The organism is Arcobacter arenosus (genome assembly GCF_005771535.1).
GTDB classification, from domain to species: domain Bacteria; phylum Campylobacterota; class Campylobacteria; order Campylobacterales; family Arcobacteraceae; genus Halarcobacter; species Halarcobacter arenosus.
The window spans coordinates 168,625-189,738 of sequence record NZ_VANU01000001.1 but is presented as its reverse complement, the minus strand read 5'-3'; the positions used below and the strand labels follow the sequence as shown (position 1 = coordinate 189,738).

Annotated in this window: 21 protein-coding genes; 15 read left to right on the top strand and 6 right to left on the bottom strand. The window is 27.5% G+C overall.

What is annotated here, in order from left to right; genetic code table 11:
• Positions 1-2: 2 nt before the first annotated feature.
• A complete protein-coding gene (locus FDK22_RS00965) occupies positions 3-425 on the top strand; it encodes a phosphate-starvation-inducible PsiE family protein (RefSeq protein ID WP_171012882.1) in 423 nt (140 codons plus the stop codon).
• A gap of 31 nt (positions 426-456) precedes the next feature.
• On the opposite strand, the gene xth is transcribed toward FDK22_RS00965, so the two are convergent.
• Both xth and FDK22_RS00955 read right to left on the bottom strand, forming a co-directional pair.
• Positions 457-1,242 carry an exodeoxyribonuclease III gene (gene xth / locus FDK22_RS00960; RefSeq protein ID WP_138150903.1) on the bottom strand — a complete coding sequence of 262 codons (786 nt, stop codon included), beginning with the start codon at positions 1,240-1,242 and terminating at the stop codon, positions 457-459.
• The gene (locus FDK22_RS00955; protein WP_138150902.1) at positions 1,235-1,480 is read right to left on the bottom strand and encodes a hypothetical protein; all 246 of its coding nucleotides are present in this window, start codon (positions 1,478-1,480) and stop codon (positions 1,235-1,237) included. The genes xth and FDK22_RS00955 overlap by 8 nt, the downstream gene beginning before the upstream one ends.
• 96 nt (positions 1,481-1,576) lie before the next feature.
• Here FDK22_RS00955 and FDK22_RS00950 point away from each other — a divergent pair, with 96 nt between their 5' ends.
• From FDK22_RS00950 to FDK22_RS00915, 8 genes are all read left to right on the top strand, one after another.
• Positions 1,577-2,293: a sulfite exporter TauE/SafE family protein gene (locus FDK22_RS00950; protein WP_138150901.1), complete on the top strand. Its 717-nt coding sequence runs from the start codon at positions 1,577-1,579 to the stop codon at positions 2,291-2,293.
• 54 nt (positions 2,294-2,347) lie between these two features.
• The gene (locus FDK22_RS00945; RefSeq protein WP_138150900.1) at positions 2,348-2,947 is read left to right on the top strand and encodes a Tll0287-like domain-containing protein; all 600 of its coding nucleotides are present in this window, start codon (positions 2,348-2,350) and stop codon (positions 2,945-2,947) included.
• Positions 2,948-3,010: 63 nt separating this feature from the next.
• Complete coding sequence (locus FDK22_RS00940; RefSeq protein ID WP_138150899.1) at positions 3,011-4,177, top strand: MFS transporter; 1,167 nt, start codon at positions 3,011-3,013, stop codon at positions 4,175-4,177.
• 46 nt (positions 4,178-4,223) lie between these two features.
• Positions 4,224-6,851 (top strand): PAS domain-containing sensor histidine kinase, encoded by a 2,628-nt coding sequence (locus FDK22_RS00935; protein ID WP_138150898.1) that lies wholly within the window; start codon positions 4,224-4,226, stop codon positions 6,849-6,851.
• Positions 6,844-7,551, top strand: a complete 708-nt coding sequence (locus FDK22_RS00930; RefSeq protein WP_138150897.1) for a response regulator transcription factor — start codon at positions 6,844-6,846, stop codon at positions 7,549-7,551. The genes FDK22_RS00935 and FDK22_RS00930 overlap by 8 nt, the downstream gene beginning before the upstream one ends.
• A 118-nt stretch (positions 7,552-7,669) precedes the next feature.
• Positions 7,670-8,677, top strand: a complete 1,008-nt coding sequence (locus FDK22_RS00925) for a TAXI family TRAP transporter solute-binding subunit (protein ID WP_228711607.1) — start codon at positions 7,670-7,672, stop codon at positions 8,675-8,677.
• Positions 8,678-8,761: 84 nt separating this feature from the next.
• On the top strand, positions 8,762-10,729 hold the full coding sequence (locus FDK22_RS00920; RefSeq protein ID WP_138150895.1) for a TRAP transporter permease: 1,968 nt from the start codon (positions 8,762-8,764) through the stop codon (positions 10,727-10,729).
• On the top strand, positions 10,713-11,309 hold the full coding sequence (locus FDK22_RS00915; protein WP_138150894.1) for a lactate utilization protein: 597 nt from the start codon (positions 10,713-10,715) through the stop codon (positions 11,307-11,309). Before FDK22_RS00920 ends, FDK22_RS00915 begins: the two co-directional genes overlap by 17 nt.
• A gap of 11 nt (positions 11,310-11,320) precedes the next feature.
• Here the strand turns inward: FDK22_RS00915 and FDK22_RS00910 are convergent, their stop codons facing one another.
• The gene (locus tag FDK22_RS00910; RefSeq protein ID WP_138150893.1) at positions 11,321-11,941 is read right to left on the bottom strand and encodes a cupin domain-containing protein; all 621 of its coding nucleotides are present in this window, start codon (positions 11,939-11,941) and stop codon (positions 11,321-11,323) included.
• A gap of 11 nt (positions 11,942-11,952) precedes the next feature.
• Positions 11,953-12,780, bottom strand: a complete 828-nt coding sequence (locus tag FDK22_RS00905) for a LysR family transcriptional regulator (protein WP_138150892.1) — start codon at positions 12,778-12,780, stop codon at positions 11,953-11,955.
• Between the two features lie 120 nt (positions 12,781-12,900).
• Between FDK22_RS00905 and FDK22_RS00900 the strand changes: the two genes are divergently transcribed.
• Together FDK22_RS00900 and FDK22_RS00895 are read left to right on the top strand one after the other, a co-directional pair.
• Positions 12,901-13,107, top strand: a complete 207-nt coding sequence (locus FDK22_RS00900) for a tautomerase family protein (RefSeq protein ID WP_138150891.1) — start codon at positions 12,901-12,903, stop codon at positions 13,105-13,107.
• Positions 13,107-14,297, top strand: coding sequence for a YbfB/YjiJ family MFS transporter (locus FDK22_RS00895; RefSeq protein WP_138150890.1), 1,191 nt, complete (start codon positions 13,107-13,109; stop codon positions 14,295-14,297). The genes FDK22_RS00900 and FDK22_RS00895 overlap by 1 nt, the downstream gene beginning before the upstream one ends.
• Before the next feature lies 1 nt (position 14,298).
• On the opposite strand, the gene FDK22_RS00890 is transcribed toward FDK22_RS00895, so the two are convergent.
• Positions 14,299-16,236, bottom strand: a complete 1,938-nt coding sequence (locus FDK22_RS00890) for a sensor histidine kinase (protein WP_138150889.1) — start codon at positions 16,234-16,236, stop codon at positions 14,299-14,301.
• Positions 16,237-16,396: 160 nt separating this feature from the next.
• Entirely contained in the window at positions 16,397-16,906 is a 510-nt protein-coding gene (locus tag FDK22_RS00885) for a ferritin (protein ID WP_138150888.1), read from the bottom strand.
• A gap of 142 nt (positions 16,907-17,048) precedes the next feature.
• On the opposite strand from FDK22_RS00885, the gene FDK22_RS00880 reads away from it, so the two are divergent.
• From FDK22_RS00880 to FDK22_RS00865, 4 genes are all read left to right on the top strand, one after another.
• A complete protein-coding gene (locus FDK22_RS00880; protein WP_138150887.1) occupies positions 17,049-17,969 on the top strand; it encodes a manganese-dependent inorganic pyrophosphatase in 921 nt (306 codons plus the stop codon).
• A 72-nt stretch (positions 17,970-18,041) separates the two neighbouring features.
• On the top strand, positions 18,042-18,812 hold the full coding sequence (locus FDK22_RS00875) for a sulfite exporter TauE/SafE family protein (protein ID WP_138150886.1): 771 nt from the start codon (positions 18,042-18,044) through the stop codon (positions 18,810-18,812).
• On the top strand, positions 18,812-19,585 hold the full coding sequence (locus tag FDK22_RS00870) for a helix-turn-helix domain-containing protein (protein WP_138150885.1): 774 nt from the start codon (positions 18,812-18,814) through the stop codon (positions 19,583-19,585). The genes FDK22_RS00875 and FDK22_RS00870 overlap by 1 nt, the downstream gene beginning before the upstream one ends.
• Positions 19,586-19,792: 207 nt before the next feature.
• Positions 19,793-21,097 (top strand): 2-isopropylmalate synthase, encoded by a 1,305-nt coding sequence (locus FDK22_RS00865; RefSeq protein WP_138150884.1) that lies wholly within the window; start codon positions 19,793-19,795, stop codon positions 21,095-21,097.
• Positions 21,098-21,114: the final 17 nt, after the last annotated feature.

Below are 21,114 nucleotides of genomic sequence, written 5' to 3'. Positions count from 1 at the left end.
TTATGATTAAATCACTAATTAGCACAAATAAATTTTATGTTGAGTTATCCTTAGCTTCTATAATTTTTGCAGTTGCATTATTTATGGATAGATTGATGGATGCTATTATCTATATGCTTTATTTTGTAATTGTTTTAGAAATTACTAGGGCAGTAGTTAATTATATTAGAGAAGAAAGGGTCATATTAACAACTTTAGTTGATGCATTTGTAATATTAGCGTTAAGGGAATTAATTGTAAATGTTGTAAAAATAAATGATAAGAATATTGATTCTTGGAATGCCCTTTTTACCTCTCCAAACAATTTTAATATTATGGTTATTTCAGGTGTAATTATCTTTTTGTTGTTTGTTAGATATTTAGTAGTTAAAACTTCACATAGATGTATTTTAGGTAAAAATAAACCTTGTGAATTTGATGATTAAAAAGTATTAGAGAAAGTTCTCTAATACTTTTTTAAATCTCTATTTCAATTCCTATAGGACAATGGTCACTTCCCATAATATCATCTAGTATAAATGCATCTTTTACATGATCTTTTAAATCTTCACTTACATAAAAATAATCGATTCTCCAGCCAACATTGTTCCCTCTAGCATTTGCTCTATACGACCACCATGAGTATTTATCTTTTATATCACCATTAATAAGTCTAAAAGTGTCAATATATCCATGGTCTAGAAATTTTGTAATCCAGTCTCTTTCCATTGGTAAAAAACCTGAAGTTTTTTCATTTGCTTTAGGTCGTGCTATATCTATTTCAGTATGAGCAGTATTTACATCTCCACAAACTATGATAGATTTTCCCTCTTTTTTAAGATTTTCACAATGCTCTAAAAATCTATCATAAAACTCCATTTTATAAACTAGTCTTTCCTCTTTTGATTGACCATTAGGAAAATATACATTAAAAAAAGCAATATCTTTATTACCTAAAGTAAAATGAACTTCATTTATTCTTCCCTCATCAAGAATATCCACACTTGGACAATTACAAGTAAAGGTAGGTTCTAAGTTTGTAAAAAGTGCAGTTCCACTTCTACCTTTTATCGCAGATTCAGAAGCAAAAACAGTTTTATACTCTTTTTCAAAAATAGAGTTTGGAATTTGCTCTTTTGTTGATTTTGTTTCTTGAATACCTAGTAAATCAATATTTGCTTCATCAACCCATTTCAAAGCTTCTTTTTTGTCAACTGCTCTTATTCCATTTACATTCCATGACACAAATTTGTATTTAGTCATTCTTTTCCTTTACATCTTTAATTTTTTCAATATCATCAATTTTTATAAATTTTTCATCTTTTTTAATTTCATTATTTGGTTTTTTATTATCACCTAAAGAATTAAAACTTTGAGAAAATCCTTTATTTTGAATCATAGAGTCACTTTTCCCTCCATGCATATCAATTTGACCCTTTTCATAGCTAAAAGCAAAAGTATTTAATAATAGTATTAATGTTACAGTTTTGAACTTTTTCATTATATTTCCTTTAAATTTGTTTCGTATTATTACAAAAACTTTACATACTAAGTCTAAACATGATATTTTACGAAAAAATTTTAATAAAGATATAAAATGTCTACAGAATTACTTTTAGGAATAATCACTTTTTTTACATCAACTATTGCGGGAATTGTTGGACTTGGCGGGGGAATGATATTAATTGCTGTTCTTCCTAGTTTTTTACCTGTAAATGCAATTGTTCCCGTACATGGTTTAACACAAATGTCAAGTAACCTAAGTCGTGCAGTTTTTGGCTGGAAAGATGTTAAGGTTGAAGTTATACCAAAATTTTTAATTGGTTCAATATTAGGAGTTTCTTTCTTTGCAACAATACTTTATTTTATCTCTTTAACTTATGTACCTTTGTTTATTGGTTTATATATTTTATTCTCTTTATGGAGTGATAAGTTTAATAAAAAAATTGAAAGATTTGAAAGTTATTATTTAGTAGGTTTCTTACAAAGTGGACTTTCATTAATTGTTGGTGCCACAGGACCAATTGCTACTACTCTTTTGGTAAAAGATTATAATGATAAGCATGTAGTTGTATCAACTGCAGCAGCATTAAAAAGTATAACACATACATTAAAAGTTATCACTTTTATATTTTTTGGTTTTGTATTTTTTGATTATTTAGGAATTTTAGTTGCTATGATAATTGGTGCTGTTATTGGAAGTTGGGCTGGAACAAAATTAAGAGATAAAATCGATGGTAAAAAATTTATACTGGTATTAAAGATTTTATTATCTTTAATGGCTATTAAACTTATAGTTAGCTTATTTATATAGAAGAATAAACTTTTTAAAATTAAGTTTATATTATAATTTGCATAAGGATATGATATGCAAACTATAGTAAAATTAATCACATTCACAATAGGTGTAACATTAGTATTTAGTGCTTGTTCTAATAATCAACCTACAGAAATTTCAAAAAATAACTTTGAAGAAAAAGAGATGAAAAAAGAAGCTTTAGATGCTATAAAGGTAGTAGGCGGTGCTTTTCAAAAAACACTTTCTTCAAAAATATCAAATGGTGGATTACCTAATGCAGCAACTTTTTGTTCAACAAATTCTCATGATTTAGCACAAGAAGTTTTTAAAACTTTGCCGCAGGGTATCTCTTTAAAAAGAATAACTAGTAAACCAAGAAATCCCAATAATAAAGCTTCAAAAGAAGAATTACTAGTTTTAAATCAATTAAAGAATAATTTTGAGAAAAATCAAAGTCTTGATATGATTGTTAAACAAAAATCACCAAATCATTATCAAGTATATAAGCCAATAAAAGTTGATGCAATATGTTTAAAATGTCACGGCACAAACACAATTAGAGATGAAAAGGCTTATGATATTATTTTAAAAATGTATCCAACTGATAAAGCAATAGGTTATGCTTTAAATGATTTTAGAGGAGCTTTTTTAGTAGATATAATAAAATAGATAAATTATTTTGACTTTTTGCTTTTTAATTGATATTATGGCGAAAAATTTTAAAGTATATATATGAATAATTTATTTAAATCAAGGGTTGCCTTACTTTATGTAATGTCCATCTCAATGGTATTTTCTTTTTCAGCGTGGATGAGTTTATTAAATAACTTTGTTATAGAAGTTGCTTCATTTAATGGTAGTCAAATTGGAATTTTACAAAGTCTTAGGGAGATCCCAGGATTTTTAGCATTTACTGTTGTTTTAGCAATAATCTTTATTGCTCAACAAAGGCTTGCTTTTTTATCTATGATATTATTGGGAATGGGTGTATTTTTAACTGGTTTTTTCCCTACAGCTTTAGGTCTTTATATTACAACTGTAATTATGTCAGTTGGCTTTCATTATCTAGAAACTTTAAATCAGTCATTATCTTTACAATGGCTAAGTAAAGAGAAAGCTCCAATAATACTTGGGAAAATTACAGCAGCAAAATCTTTTACCTCATTAGTAGTATTTGTTTTAATATATATTATGATGAAGTTTTATTCTATAGAGTATAAATATGTTTATGCTTTTTTTGGAGCAGTTACCCTTGTAGTAGGTATTATCTCATGGATAATGTTTGAACATTTTAAAGATGATGTTATTCAAGAAAAAAAATTGAAAGTGAAAAAAGAGTATTGGTTGTTTTATCTCTTAACTTTTCTAGCAGGGGCTAGAAGACAAATTTTTGTAGTATTTGCAGGATTTTTATTAGTTGAAAAGTTTGGTGTAGATATTCATAATATGGTAAGTTTATTATTTGTAAATGCTATATTAAATATGTATTTCGCACCTGCAATTGGAAGATTTATTACAAAGTTTGGGGAACGAAAAACTTTACGATTTGAGTATATTGGACTTATTATAGTTTTTATCTCTTATGCTTTTGTAGAAAATATTTATGTGGCATATGCTTTATATGTTGTTGATCATCTTTTATTTTCTATGGCAATTGCTTTAAAAACTTATTTTCAAAAAATAGCTGATCCAAAAGATATAGCAAGTGCTAGTGCAGTTTCATTTACTATAAATCATATAGCAGCAGTTTTTTTACCTGTATTATTAGGGCTTGTTTGGTTATATTCAAATTCACTTGTTTTTATAATAGGGGCTTTAATTGCATTTTTATCTTTTTTATTATCTTTATTAATTCCAGAACATCCAAATCAAGGTTTTGAAACTACATTGAAAAAATAATGAAACAATTTTGACTTTTTTGTTTTTTATATGATACTATCTCTTTATGAGTTCAAAAAATAAAAAAGTCTACGATTTAGAATATATTGAAAAAATATTTAAAGTAATACCTCTAACTTTTATTTTAATACTCTCTATGGTCTCAATTTTTGTCACCTATGTTATTTTAGAATCTAAACAAAATCGTGAAACTGACCTTTTAAAACAAAAAATACAATTACAAAACCAATTTGAAAAAAAGGAAATTTTATTAGATTTTTCTAAAAATGTTGAAAATAGAGTTACGGAAGAATTAAATAAAATCAGTAAAACACTACAGGAACATACCCACAAAATAATTGGAAATCTTAATAGTAAAGATGAATTAAAATTTGATGCAACAGTTCATTTTTTAGAAGAATATGAAAAAAACAATGGTTTAGAGATAGTTTTATTTGAAAATAATCCTTTTAATATAGTGTATGGTCACGATAAAGTTGTATTCTTATCAAAACTAATTTTTGGTGAGTATAACGAGGTTTACAAAGAGATAGTTTTAAAATATATAAGTTCTCAAGGAAGATATAACCTGCAAGAGTGGAAAAATGACCTAACTGGTGCTTTACGTTTAAGTTTTTTTGATACTTTCAAAATAGATAATAAAAAATACTATGTGGGTACTTTTTCAAAACTTGAAAATATAAGATATATTACAAAAAATCTAATTATTGATGAGATTGATTCTATAAAGAAATCAGATGAATACACTATATGGTTTTATGATTTGATTACAAGACTAACTTATAATTATCAAAATAAAAAACTTTTTGACAATATTAATGTCCTTTTATCAAAAAAAGATTACAGTAAAAAATCTGAGATTTTAAAATATTTTGATAATAACGAACAAATGAATGAAAGTTTTAGTAACTATATTTTATATAACAATAGATTTAAATATTTTATTGCCATTGACTATGATAAAGATGTAGATATTGATGAGTTAGAAATTACAAATAAATATAAATCTTTATATGGCGAAATTACAACGTATATCGTTTTTATAGGTTTATTGTTAATAATATCATCTTTACTATTTTCAAATTTTACAAAAAAAATTCTTGATAGATATAATAATATGCTAAGCGAGAAAACTAAGCTTTTAACCCACTGGAAAAATAGATTTGAATTGGCAATTATTGCTTCAAATGACGGTTTATGGGATATTGACTTTACTACAAATGAGATATATTTTTCTGATAAGTGGTTGGAAATATCAGGATATAAAAAGGGTGAAATTAAGAAGTTTTCTGATTGGTTTTCTTTAATTCATAATAAAGACAAAGATGCTGTTAAATATCTTTTTGATGAAATATTTGAAGAGAAAAGAGATAATTTTATTTGCGAATATAGATTAAGAGTAAAAAGTGGAAACTTTAAATGGGTACTTGCAAGGGGAAAACTTTTTATAGATAAAGATACTGGACATAAAAGAATGCTTATGATGTCTATGGATATTGATAAAAATAAAAGATTAAAAAAAGAGCTTTTAGATGTTGAACTTCTTGTAGAAGATGGAAAAATAGTTATCTTTAAACTTTTCAATGATAAAAACTTAAGTGTAAAATATATCTCAAACTCAATAAAAAATTATGGTTTTACTAAAAAAAGTTTTGAAACAAATGAGATGAATTTCTTAGACCTTTTTTATGAAAAAGATATTGATACTATAAGAGTTGCAATTAATGCAGCTATTAATAAAAATCTTTCAGATTTTGCTTTTGAATGCAGAGTTTTAAATGCAGCAAATCAAATTCGATGGGTTTCTTGTAGAGTTATTTTATTAAAAGACCATAGTGGAAATATAGTTAATTTTTATGGTTATATGAGTGATATTACGAAGATTAAATTAAGTGAAGAGGAATTAAAAAATAAAATCAGTGAAGAGCTTGATAAAAATAGAGAAAAAGATAGAATCTTAATTCAACAAAGCAAACTTGCTGCAATGGGTGAGATGTTGGGAAATATAGCACACCAATGGAGACAGCCATTAAACAATATCTCTTTGTTTTTATCTTTTATAAAAGATGGTTATAAAAATGAGAAAATAACCTTTGATATGTTAGAAAAGTATTTTGATAAATCTTTTAAACAAATTGAATATATGTCACAAACAATTGATGACTTTAGAAATTTTTATAAACCCTCAAAACAAAAAAATAGATTTGATATTAAACATGCAATTGATTCCACAATTGAAATAATTAAAGCCCAACTAAAAGATGAAAATATAAATCTTCAACTAGATATTTCAGAAAATATTTTATATGGTTTTGAAAATGAATTAAAACAATCACTTTTAAATATATTTAATAATGCCCTTGATGCAATTAAGTCAAAGTCAAAGGAAAAAGATTTTGAAAAATATATAAAAGTTGATTCAAGTGAGGAAAATGGTTTTATAAAAATTAGGATTGAAAATAATGGTGGAAAAATAAATGAAGAGATAATTTCAAAAATATTTGAACCATATTTTACAACAAAATTTGAAAGCCAAGGTACAGGGATTGGTTTATATATGACAAAATCAATAATAGAAACAAATATGAATGGAAAAATTGAAGTTGGAAATATTGAAGAGGGAGTAGTTTTTACAATTAAACTACCAATATTAAAAGGAAATGAAAATGAGTAGTTCAATCACTAGAGTTTTACTTGTAGAAGATGAAGATGATGCAAGAGAGATTTTGCAGTTTTATTTAGATACAGTTTTTGATGAGGTTGAAGTTGCTTCAAATGGCTTAGAGGGATTAAATATATTTAGTGAAAATTTAAAAAAGGGAAAACTTTTTGATGTAATTGTTACTGATATTAGAATGCCACAACTTGATGGACTTTCAATGCTTGAAAAAATCACACAACAAAATGAGAATCAAAAGTTTATAATTGTCTCTGCTTATAAAGATGAAGAGTATTTGTTTAGGTCAATAAATCTAAATGTGATAAGCTATTTTGTGAAACCACTTGTTGTAGAAAATATAATGGAAATTCTAAAAAAAGTAAAAAAATCTATACTTGAAAAAAATGAAAAGATAGAAAAAGTAGATAATGATTTATTAAAAATAAACGAAACATATTTTTATAGTAAAGATAAAAAACTTTTATATGATAAAGATGAATTAGTTAATCTTTCAAAAAAAGAGACACTTTTATTAGATGCAATGATTTGTAAAAAAGGTGAAATTATTACAAATGAGTATTTAAAAAAGTCAGTTTGGAATGATTCTAAAACTTCAGATGCTACACTTAGAACCGTTATAAAAAGAGTTAAAGATAAGATATCAAAGGATGATTTTATAGTTTCAAAAAAAGGAATGGGATATATAATAGAATAAAAATGCCCTTTTTATGGTTATTGTAAAATAAATTTAAATATTTTGAAACAATTTTGAAACAATTATGTAGTTTTTGTGTTATACTTTCATTGTAATAAAAAAAGGAGATTACATGAGAATGAATTTACTAAAAAAACTAGCGATTGGTTCTATGCTAACTGCAGCACTTCTTACATCTGCAAATGCAAAAAAAGAGGAAAAATATGTAATTGCAACTGCAAGTACAGGTGGAACTTTTTATCCTGTTGGAGTTGGAATTGCAACAATAGCTTCACTTAAATTAGCAAAGACAAATAACATCACATTTTCTGCAATTACAAGTGCAGGTTCAGGTGAAAATGTTAGTATGATGGAAAATGGTGAAGTAAACTTTAGTATTTTACAAGGTCTATTTGGTTCAATGGCATGGCAGGGAAAAGCTAAATATGATGGGAAACCAAAAAAAGATTTAAGATCTGTAACAATGCTTTGGCAAAATGTTGAGCAATTCACAATTAAATCAGATTTTGCAAAAACTGGAAATATCAAAGATTTAAAAAATCTTTATGGTGAAAGATTCTCAATTGGTGGAAGAAACTCTGGGTCTAGGGTATCTGCTGAAACAATTATGGATTCACTTGGAATTGATTATAATAAAATGGATGTACAATACTTAGGTTACTCTCCAAGTTCAACTGCACTTCAAGATGGAAAAGTACAAGGTATGAATACACCATCAGGACCTCCAACATCTGCTGTTACTAATGCTTTTGCATCAATTGGAAATGATAATATAAAAGTTCTTGATTTTGATGCTGATGATTTAGCAAAAATTAATGCAAACTATCCTGTATGGACTCCATTTACTATTAAAGCGGGAACTTATCCAGGACAAGATAAAGATATTAATACAATTGCACAACCAAACTTATTAGTTGTTACAAAAGATACACCAGAAGAGACTGTATATTTACTTACTAAAACAATTTATGAAAACTTACCGTTTTTAAATACAGTTCATAAAGCAACTAAAGCTATGTCTTTACAAAAAGCGATTGATGGTTTACCAATGCCATTACACCCAGGTGCTGCTAAATACTACAAAGAGCAAGGTATTAATATTCCTGATGCTTTAATTATCAAATAAAAAACATAAAGAGGATTTTCCTCTTTATGAAAGTTACTATTAAATAGTGCCTTTGATAAATAGGAATTTTGGAAGGATTAATAAATGATCAAAATTAAATATTTTAAAGAAATCACTTTTGTATATGCAATTTTTATATCACTATTTCATTTTTATATAAATGTTTTTGGAGGTATTAGTGATTTATGGTTTAACTCTGCACACTTTGCACTTCTCGCTTCTCTTGGGTTTCTAACATATGAAGCTATAAGAAACGACAATGAACATAAAGAAGAAGTTTCATTGGCTAATATTATTTTTGCAGTTTTATCATTGGTAACATTTTTTTATATGGCATTTTTTGAAGAGTCATTATATGCTGAGGCAAATGGTGAAATGAGAGTAAGTGATATTATAGTTGCTTCTATGACAATTGGTCTTGCAATTGAAATGGTTAGGAAATCAACGGGATATATTATTCCAGCAATTATCACTTTTTGTATAGCATATTTACTATTTTTAGGACAATATTTTGAGGGTGTTTTTGCCTTTGGAGGGATGACTCCTGAAAGATTTTTATATAGAATGTTCTATACAAGTGAGGGGATGTTTGGCTCTATTGCAACTATTTCATCAACATATGTTTTTATGTTTATTTTATTTGCTGCATTTTTACTTAAATCTGGTGCAGGGGACTTTATTGTTGATTTAGCAAAAGGAGTTACTTCAAAATATACAGGTGGAACAGGTCATGTTGCAGTATTCTCATCAGCACTTATGGGAACTATTTCAGGGTCTGCTGTTGCAAATACAGTTTCAACTGGGTCAATTACAATTCCTATGATGAAAAAATCAGGTTTTAAACCAACCTTTGCCGCAGCAGTTGAAACAGCAGCAAGTACAGGTGGACAAATTATGCCTCCAATTATGGGAGCAGGGGCTTTTATTATGGCTCAAATGACCCATATTCCTTTTGTAACAATTATTTCAGTTTCAGTTTTACCTGCAATTTTATATTTTGCTTCTATCTCTTTTTATATCCATATTCATGCAAAAGAGCATAATATTAAAGGTGAAGCAGAAAATGTAGATATAAAAGCTATTTTAAGAGAAGGAGCACATTTTTTAATTCCACTTGTAACTTTGGTTGGACTTTTGATTTATGGATTTTCACCAACATATTCTGCTGGAATCTCAATAGTTGCAATTATTGTAGCTTCATATTTAACAAAAACAAAAAGAATGGGTTTAAAACAAATCTTAGAGGCTTTAGCTTTAGGTGCACAAAATATGGTTGTAACAGGTGTTTTACTTGTAGCAGTTGGTATTATAGTTGGAGTTATTAATATTACTGGAGTTGGAATCACTTTTTCACAATTAATTATTGAATGGTCAAATAATTCATTGCTTGTAGCTTTAATTTTAGTAGCCTTAGCTTCTTTAATTTTGGGGATGGGATTACCTGTAACTGCATCATATGTGGTTTTATCAGTTTTATGTGCACCAGCACTTGTAGGTCTTATGTTAAGTCCAGAGATGGCTGCACTTGTAAATGCAGGTATTGAAATGCCTGAAGTTGCTATGTATCTACTTGCAGCTCACTTGATAATCTTTTGGTTATCACAAGATTCAAACCTTACTCCGCCAGTTTGTCTTGCGGCCTTTGCAGCAGCAGCTATTGCAAAAACACCACCAATGAAAACAGGTTTTATGTCTTGGAAAGTTGGAAAAGGTATGTATATAGTTCCACTATTATTTGCTTTTACACCACTTGTAACTGGAACTTTATTTGAAAAACTTGAAGTTTTTGTTTTTGGTTTATTTGGAATCTTAGCCTTTGCAATTGCCATGGAAGGTTTTTGGGACAAAAAAACAAATATTGTTGAAAGGGTTATTTTTGCTTTTGCGTCATTAATGTTATTAAGTCCTGATACTATGATTGGTTATGAAACAGTTTTTGAAATTGTTCAAAATAATCATATAATTGGAATAATTTTATTTATTTTAGCAATGCTTTATCATAAAATTACCTATAAAGTTCAGAAAAAGGAATTACATGCAACAGCTACTTGATACACTAAAACAATGTGGATACGACCCATATTTTGTACAAACTAGACAAGAAGCTTTAGAATTATCAAAAACTTTTATAAAAGATGGTATGAGTGTAGGTTTGGGTGGTTCTACAACAGTTAGTGAGATAGGTTTACTTGATGAGATTGTAAATAATAAAAATATTACACTTTTTAATCAATATGAAAATGGTATTTCAATGGAAGAGAATACCAAAAGAAGAAGGGAAGGGATGTTAACTGATCTTTATGTTACAGGAACAAATGCCCTAACAAAAGATGGAAAACTTGTAAATGCAGATGGAAGTGGAAATAGAGTAGCTGCATTAATCTTTGGTCCTAAAAAAGTTTTAGTTGTAATTGGTATTAACAAAATAGTTGAAAATCTTGATGAGGGTTTTAAAAGACTTATGGAGGTTGCGGCAGTTAAAAATGTTGATAGAATGAATTCAAAATCAATTGAGATGGGAAAAGAACCAAGACACAATCTTGATAATATTGCAAATAAATTTACTTATATAAAAGCAGATGTACAGAATCGAATTTCAATAATTATTGTAAATGAAGAGTTAGGATATTAGTAGGGTACTTATTATAAGTGCCCTGTTTTTACAAAGATTATAGTCTCCTCTTTCACATATGGAAAGTGTTTACTTAAATGTGGATTTCTAAGCCATGTTCCAATTTTATATTCCCCATGTTCATCCATAAATGTCCCTTTTAAAACAAATATCTCTTCGCCACCCCAGTGTGTATGGGGAACAAAAACTTCATCTCTTGGCCATTTTACTAAAGCAGTTTGATCTGATAGTGGCATAACTTCTAGATTTCCTTGCCCTTGAGACCAATATGTATTAGAAGTATCAACTATAGAAGTCTCAACGGTGTTTTGTTTGTAGTTTGTTTTTTTGAAGATTTCACATCCTGTAGTTGAGGTAATTTTTGATTCATCCTCTCTAGGAAGTTTTAGATAAGTTCCTTTTTTAAAACTACCAAATTCATTTGAATAAATTCCATCTAAAACAAAAATCTCAACACTATTGACTTTATTGCTATTATGAAATGTTGAATCTTTTTCAATTTTTATTAATGATGTTTCTTTATCATCATCTAAAGAAAAAATCTTTTTTGAACAATTTAAAATATCATCATCTTGCCATCTCAAATTAGCTTCATCTAAAAAAATTGCTTTATCGTATTCTATATTTATCATTTTCTAGCCTTTTAAAATTTCATATTGATCAAATAATTACTAATCTTTGGAACATAATCTTTTCTACAAACTAAACAAGTTGGGATATATGCTGTTTTTTTATCTAATTTTGTAATTTTAACATCATTAATAAAGCCAAGTTTTTCTACTAGGTTTGTGGGAAGTAGGGTTTTACCCATTCCTGATTTTACACAAGCAAGGATTGTTTCTAAACTACCAAAAGAGAGACTTTTTTCTATGTTTTCACCTTTTTTTTGATAATAGTTTTTTAAAAATTCATCATAGGCACAACCTTCTTTGAATGATAAAATTACATTAGGAGTATTTTCCTCTTTTGGTTCTAATATTGCTATCTCTTCTTCATACTTTTTTAAGACAATCAATTCATCATCTTTAGGTTCTCCACTAACAAAGGCGATATCTACTTTATAATTTAGAATCAATTGAATCATATCTCTTGTTGTCCCTGTTAATAATTCCATCTGCATCTTTGGAAAATCTTCATGGAGTTTCATTAAAAAAGAAGATATTCTAACTGCCGCATTACAATCTGTTGAGCCAACTATTAACTTTTTTTGGTGTTGTTGATTTTGTATATCAGATATGGCTACTTCAACTTTTTTTACTATTTCAACTGCATGTTTATAAAGTCGTTCCCCTTCATTTGTCAAAATCACACCCTTTGGAACTCTATGAAAAAGAGTGCAATCTAAAGATTTTTCTAATTGTTTTATTCTAGATGTTACATTTGATTGAGCAAAACCAAGCTCATTTGCCCCTAGGGAGATACTTTTGTTGTTTGCTACACTTATAAATATTTTTAGTAAATTTGAATCCATATCACTAATCCTTATATCACATATCACGATTTAGTATTTGACACTATATCACATTTAGTGATAGTATACACAAAAAATATTTAACAACAATTCGCTGTTGAAATCTTTTAAGGAGTATTTATGCCAATAATTAATGTAAAAATGACCCATGAAGATGGTGGAGCAACAAAAGAACAAAAAGAACTTTTAGCAAAAAAATTAACGGATGCCTTTGTAGAGGTTTTTAATAGAGGTGAAAAAACTTGTGTTGTAACAATTGAAGAGATTTCTACAGATAATTATGCAATTGGTGGAAAAACTATTACTAATATTAGAAAAGGTGATTAATGAATCTAAATCTATTAGATAGAAACAATAATTTATCTATATTAATAGCTGGGATTATTTCAGTAATTATAGGACTTGGTGTTGCAAGGTTTGCTTTTACTTCCCTTTTGCCACCTATGCTTGAAGGTTTTTTAACTGTAACTTTTGCTGGTCTTTTAGCTGCTGTTAATTTTGCAGGATATTTAAGTGGCTCAATTTTTTCTATGTTTATAAAAGATATAAATCAAAAAGTATTACTTTTTAGAATGGGTATAGTTTTATGTATATTGACTACCTTTATTTTAGGTGTAACTGAAAATGAAACAATTTGGTTTATAAGTAGAATTATTGCAGGTTTTGGTGCTGCTATGGCTTTTGTGGTTGGCTCTGCTATTGTAATGACAAAACTAAATTTTGAAAATAAAACAAAAGCAATGGGGATACATTTTAGTGGAATTGGTTTTTCAATTTTAACAACTGATTTAGTTAGTCGTGCAGTTTTAAGTAGTGGTAATGATTGGAAAAGTTCTTGGTTAGTTTTAAGTGCTTTTGCTATTTTAGCATCAATATACGCTATGTATATTTTATGCTTTGATAAAAAAGTAAAAACACAAGTTGTAAAACACAAATTTGATTTTTCTTTATTTACTCCCTTTGTAATTTTAATTATCATCGCTTACTTTACAGAAGGGGTAGGGTTTGTAGTACAAGCAACATTTTTACCTGATATAATTAATACCCTTGAAGGTCTTGAGGGATATGGAAATTTAACATGGACTTTAGTTGGGCTTGCTGGAATCCCTTCATGTATTATTTGGATGAATCTTGCATCAAGAAAGGGAAGTGTAAATATTATAATTATTGCCTTATTTGTTCAAATGATAGGAATATTAATTCCAACTTTTACAACAAATATTTATATGAATCTACTTAGTGGGGTTTTATATGGTGGTACATTTGTTGGACTTGTTGGCTTGTTTATGAATTTAAGTGGTAAATTAGCTGGAAGTAATCCTGTTATTTTAATGGGAGCAGTTACAACTTCTTATGGTTTAGGACAAGTTATAGCACCATTGTATTCAGTTTATTTTATTGAAAAATATGGAAGTTATGATTACTCTTTATATTTGACAGCATTTATAGTATTTTTAGGAATTATTCTTTTATTTTTTGCTAAGACAATAATGACAGATGAACAAAAGAGATTATAGTTTAGGCTAAAATCTCTTTTATTGTTTCAACAGCAAGATTATTATCAAAAGGTTTATGTAGAATCCCTTTTGATTTTTCTTTTATACTTTCATTTATTTGTTCACTATCTTTTGTTGCAATAAGATAATTAACCTCTAAATTTAAAATCTTTTCAATATTTGATTCCTCTAATGATTCATTATCAATAACAATCAAATCAAACTCTTCTTCTCTTAACTTTTTGAACATATCAGAGATATTATTAATTTGTTGAGTTTGGAAGTTTTTATTAAATTCAATTATTAGACTCATATAACTAATTGGATCACTATTTAACACTAAAATTTTAGATTTATCTTTTGTTTGATTATCCTCTTTTTCATCTTCCATATCAAATAAAAATTCATGGTCTAAATCTTCAAGTTCACTTGAATTTTCCACTTTTTTTACTTTTTGCTCACTAGATATCATATCTAGGTTTTTTGGTATCTCTATTGTTATTGTTGTTCCAATATTAACTTTACTTTCAATATTTATTGAACCATTAAATAAAGAAATTAGGTCTTTACAAATCGCTAAACCTAATCCCGTCCCTCCATATTTTCTAGTTGTGCTTCCATCTGCTTGCTTAAATCTATCAAATATATGTTCTAGTTTATCTTCAGAAATCCCAATTCCATCATCACTTACAACGATTTGTATAGTTTCTTCTTTCTCTTGAACAATTAATCTAATTTCACCTTCATGTACAAATTTAATAGAGTTCCCAATTAAGTTTTTAAGTACTTGATTTAATCTTGATTCATCTGTATATATCTCTTTTAATGATTCATCGATTTTAGTTGTAAGTCTGATACCTTTTTCTTTTGCTTGAGGATAGAACATATCATTTATCTTTTGAATAAAAGATTCCATATCTATTAACTCATAATTTAGTTTCATTTTTCCAGCTTCTAATTTTGAAAGATCTAAAATGTCATTGATTAAAAAAAGTAAATCATTACCACAGTTGTTTATGATTTTTAAGTTTTTTATATCTTTTTCATCAAATTTATCAGACTTATTTTTCATCATTATTGAACTAATCAGATTAATAGAATTAAGGGGAGTTTTCAATTCATGACTCATATTTGCCAAGAAATCATCTTTTGTTTTATTGGCTTCTTCTAGAGCTTTTTTCTGTTGATTTTGAATCATCGTTAACTGTTTTAAGTTGATAATATCTTCACTGATTTTACTTGACATTTTATTAAAAGATTTTGCTAAAATTGTTAATTCTCTCATATTTTTCAAATCTAATTTAATAGCAACTTTTTCATCATCATGTGATTCAAAACTTTTAATACCATCAATTAACTCTTTTAAAGGCATTGTAAGATACTTATGGGTTGCATAAACTGTCAATCCCCAAAATAGCAACATACTTAAAAGGATATTGAAAATAATCAAGAAAATAGTCTCTTTTGTATAATCAAAGACCATTTGTTTTGTAGTATAAAAAGTTAAAGTTCCCATCTTTTCATCAGTATTATCAATATAATTATATAGCTGATGTTCGAAACTAATTAATGGTGATATAGAATATACAAAGTTTTCATTTTTCCCTTTTTCTTTGTATTTCTCTTTTAATTTTTCATCAACTAGTCCTCGTAAAATAATAACTTCATTTTTTGAAACTAAAGAGATACCTTTTATATCATTTTGCTCTAGCATCATTTCATTTAAAATATTTTTTAAATTATCTTTGTCCTTAAACCAAACCCCATAGGTTAATCTTTTATTAAAATGTTTAAAAACTTGATTAAAATCTTTTCCCATTCTATTAACTGAAGTATTAAGTTCTGAGTATATTTGATATGAGGTTAATAATGAAGCAAAAATTATATATGAGATTAATATTTTTTTAAATATCAAATAGCCAATAGTATTATTAAAATTTCTAAAAATATGTTTATCCAAAATATACTCCTTAACCCTTTTGAAATAATTATAACTTTTAAAGGTATCATAATAGTATTAGAATAGAAATAATTTTATAAAATAATGAAAATTTAAAAAAATTGTAAAAAATAAGTTTTTATATAAGAGTCAAGTAAGAGGTGTTTCCTCTTACTTAAATTTAGTTTGCAGTTGGGTCTATAAAAGTTCTTCCTGCTAAATCTTTATCAATTGTAAATAATCCATATCCATTGTCTCCAACAAGTTTTATATGGTCAATTATTTCACTTAAAGTTGCTTCTTCTTCTACTTGTTCTGTAACATACCATTGTAATAAATTATATGTTGCATGGTCTTTCTCTTTCATTGCTAAATCAGAAAGGTTATTTAAATTTTTAGACATACCTTGTTCATGTAAAAGTGCTTTTATAAATACATCTAAAAGTGATTTATATTCTACTTTTGAACTTTTAATCTCTGGAAGTTCAATATCTGAATCTTGGTCTTCTAAATATTTAAAAAATTTCATTCCATGGGAAACTTCTTCTTGATATTGAACTAAAAACCAAGATGCTGCACCATTAAACCCTTCTTTTGAACAATATGCACTCATACCTAAGTATAGATAGGCAGAATGAAACTCTTTATTAAGTTGTTTTACTAATGCTTTTTCTAAATTTTTATTTATCATAAATTTCTCCTTTTTCACTATTTTAACTTTTTCAATTGAAATAATTCTATTTAATCTATAGTACCTTTGAGACTTAAAATAATCCTAAATGAGATTTGGATAGAATCACGCAAAAATAAGAAAGATTATAAGGATATATTTTATGGCAATTTATACATGTGGACACACAACTCCTGATTCAGATTCTATTTGTTCAGCAATCTCTTTAGGATACCTTTTAAATAAAATAGGACGTGAAGCAATTCCAGCTAGACAAGGGGTAGTTTCTCCTGAAACTCAATTTATTTTAGATAGATTTGGTTTTGAAGCTCCTATTCTTAAAACAGAATTTGCTGGTGAAGAGATTTTTATTACTGACTATTCTGATAGAGGACAAGCTCCAAAAGATATTGATGAAGCAACTATTGTTGGTATTGTTGACCACCATAAACTAGGAGATATTACAACTTCTACTCCTTTAGAGTGTTGGATTAGACCAGTTGGTTGTACAAATACAATTGTAAAAGAGATGTATGATTTTCATCAAGTTGAAATCCCTGCAAATATCGCTGGGATTATGATGTGTGCAATTCTTTCTGATACTGTTATTTTCAAATCACCAACTTGTACAGATGCAGATATCAAAGCTGTTAGAGAGTTAGCTGCTATTGCTGGTGTTGAAGATTTTGGTTCAGTTGGAATGGAGATGTTCAAAGTAAAATCAGCAGTTGAGGGAACTCCTGTTAGAGATTTAATTTTAAGAGATTATAAACCTTTTGATATGCATGGAAAAGATGTTGGTATTGGACAATTAGAAGTAATTGATTTAGCTATTTTTGATTCAATTAAAGATGAGTTACAAGCTGATTTAGACAAATTAAGAGAAGAAAACAATCTTCACACTGCTTGTTTATTATTAACTGATATCATGAAAGAGGGGTCTGAAGTTTTAGTATCTTCTGAAGATTCTTCAATTTTCGAAAAAGCATTTGATGTAAAATTAGAAAATGGAAAAGTTTGGTTAGATGGTTGTCTATCTAGAAAAAAACAAGTTATTCCTTTCTTACAACCTGCATTTGCATAATTTTTAAACTAAAAATCATATTCAAAAGAGTAGCTTTTTAGCTACTCTTATTTTATTTTTTAAGGTCTTTTAATGACTGAACTTTTTACTGAAATCTCTACAACATGGATTATTGTTTTTATTATTACTGGATTTTTAGCTGGTTATATTGACTCTATTGCTGGTGGTGGAGGGATGATTCAAGTTCCCATGTTACTTTTTAGTGGGATGTCTCCTGTTCATGTTTTAGCTACAAATAAAGTTGCTGGAGTTTTAGGTGTTTTAATGGCTACAATTAAATATGCACTAAACAAAAAAATATCCTTTAAAGTTGTATCTATTGCTATAATTCCTTGTTTAGTAGCATCTTATCTTGGAAGTTTGTTGGTTATGTTTTTATCTGATGAAGTTATAAAATGGGCAATATTAATAGCAATTCCAATAGCTATGGTTTTTCTTTTTAAAAAAAGTAAAGAGATAAAAAATGATGAAAATAAACTAACAAAGAAAAATATTATATTAGCAACTGCACCTATAGGATTTTATGATGGATTATTAGGACCCGGAACAGGTACATATTTAACTATTTCTATGAAAAAGTTTTTAAATTTAGATTTTTTGATTTCAACTGCTTCAACAAAACCACTTAATTTTGCAACAAACTTTGGGTCAGTTATTGCCTTTTTGATGGCTGGAAAGATTTTATGGCTTGCCGCTATTCCAATGGCATTGGCTAATATTGCTGGGTCTTATGTTGGAAGTCATTATGCAATAAAAGGTGGAGAAGAGTTTATTAAAAAAGTTTTAATCTTTGTACTTGTAATGATGCTAGTTGGAAATATTATAAAAATAGTTGTTAGTTAATGAAAACAAAAATCTTCAAAAATCAAAAGCTGGATTTTTTAGAACTAAGATATATAAAAGATATAACTCAATGTCAAAAAATGCATTTACATGAAGAGCTTACAATTACAGCTATAAAAGAGGGGTCTTTAAATATAAGTTTTAATGACTCTTTTAATATATTAAATCCCAATGAAATAGCAATAATCAACTCAAATACAATCCATAATGCGACACTAAATAGTGAAATAGTAAAAGATGGATATGTTTTATATATAGATAAAACCTACTTACAAAGCTTGAATTTGGGTATATCTTTAGATTATACTTTTTTACAAGATGATAAAAACAGTTTTATAAATTTATGCGAAGTATTATTGGCTGAAGATATCTCTTTATTGGAAAAAGAAGAGATATTTGTAGAGTTTTGTTTAAGCACTTTTTCTTTTAAAAAAGATATAAAAGAAGTAGAGAAAAACTCTTTATCTTTGAAAATAAAAAACTATCTTGATAAAAACTTTTTGGAAGATATTGTTTTAGAAGATATCTCAAAAGAGTTTGATATAACTGTTGTTCATCTAATAAGAGTCTTTAAAAAGGAGTTTGGTTTAGCCATTCACTCATACATAATCAATAAAAAAGTTCACAAAGCAAAAGAACTTTTAAACTCAAACTTACCCATTATAGAAGTGGCTTTACAAAGTGGTTTTTTTGATCAAAGCCATTTAAATAGAAGTTTTAAAAGAGTATTTCAAATAACACCAAAACAATTCCAAAAAAATATACTTTCATAAATGTTAATTTTGTACAAGATTTAAATTCTTTTATTTTATATACTTAGGCAAATAAAAGGAGAACACATGAATAGTATAAAAAAATATAATCATATTCAAACAAATAATCTACTCTTTAACCTCTTACTCACTAAATAATCTTTAAATCAAACCTTATTAATTTTTGTCGCAAATATTTGCAAAATATATAAATTCATGGAGAATAAAATGACATATAAAAAATATAGACAATATCCTATTGTCAAAGATTTCGTACGTACTTGGCCAAATAATCAAATCACAAAAGCACCTATTTATGGAAGTGTTGATTTAAGAGATGGAAACCAAGCTTTGGTAAATCCTTTAAATATTGAGCAAAAGTTAGAGTATTTTAATACTTTAGTAAAAATGGGATTTAAACAAATAGAAGTAAGTTATCCAAGTGCTAGTGATACTGATTTTAATTTTACTAGAAAATTAATTGAAGAAAATCTAATACCTGATGATGTTGCTATTCAAGTATTGATTCCAGCAAAAAAAGAGTGGATAAAAAGAAGTGTTGAAGCTATGAGGGGAGTAAAAAATGGAATTTTTCATTTATACAATCCCACAAATGAGTTCCAAAGAAGAGTAGTTTTTCAAAAAAGTGATGAAGAGATAATAGACATGGCAGTTGAGTCTATGAAATACTTAAGGGAACTTACAAAAGATTTTGAGGGAAATGTTACATATGATTATTCCCCAGAGAGTTTTTCTCAAACCAATTTAGCGTTTGCAGTAAAAATATGTAATAAAGTAATTGATGTAGTAAAACCAACAGTACAAAACAAGATGATAATAAACTTACCAAATACTCTAGAAGCCTGCACTGCAAATATTTATGCTGATAGAATAGAGTGGATGTGCAATAATTTGAATAATAGAGATGCCCTTATAATAAGCGTCCATCCTCACAATGATAGAGGAACTTCAGTATCTTCAGCAGAACTTGCAGTTTTAGCAGGAGCAAATAGAATAGAGGGAACATTGTTTGGAAATGGGGAGAGAGCAGGGAACTTGGATTTAGTAAATTTTGCATTTAATTTACACTCACAAGGTATTGATTCTAAGCTTGATTTATCAATCATAGATGAAGTAAAAAAGATGTATGAAAATTTAACAAAGTTAAATATAAATCCAAGACATCCTTATGTGGGAGATATGATTTTCACAGCTTTTAGTGGTGGACATCAAGATGCTATCAAAAAAGGAATAGACTTTTATAGAAAAGAAAATTGCCAAGAATGGAATGTCCCATATTTACCAATCGATCCAAAAGATATAAAAAGAGGATATGAAGATGTTATTAGAGTAAATTCCCAATCAGGAAAAGGTGGAGTTGCTTTTATAATAAGTGAATTTTTTGGAGATGATTTGGATAAACAACAAGCCAAAGAGTTTGGACTTTTAGTGAAGAAAGAGAGTGATAAAGTTCAACGGGAATTAAGTAAAGAGGAGATTATTGGACTTTATAAAGGGTATAAAGAGAAATAGGTTTTCTCTTATTTTTT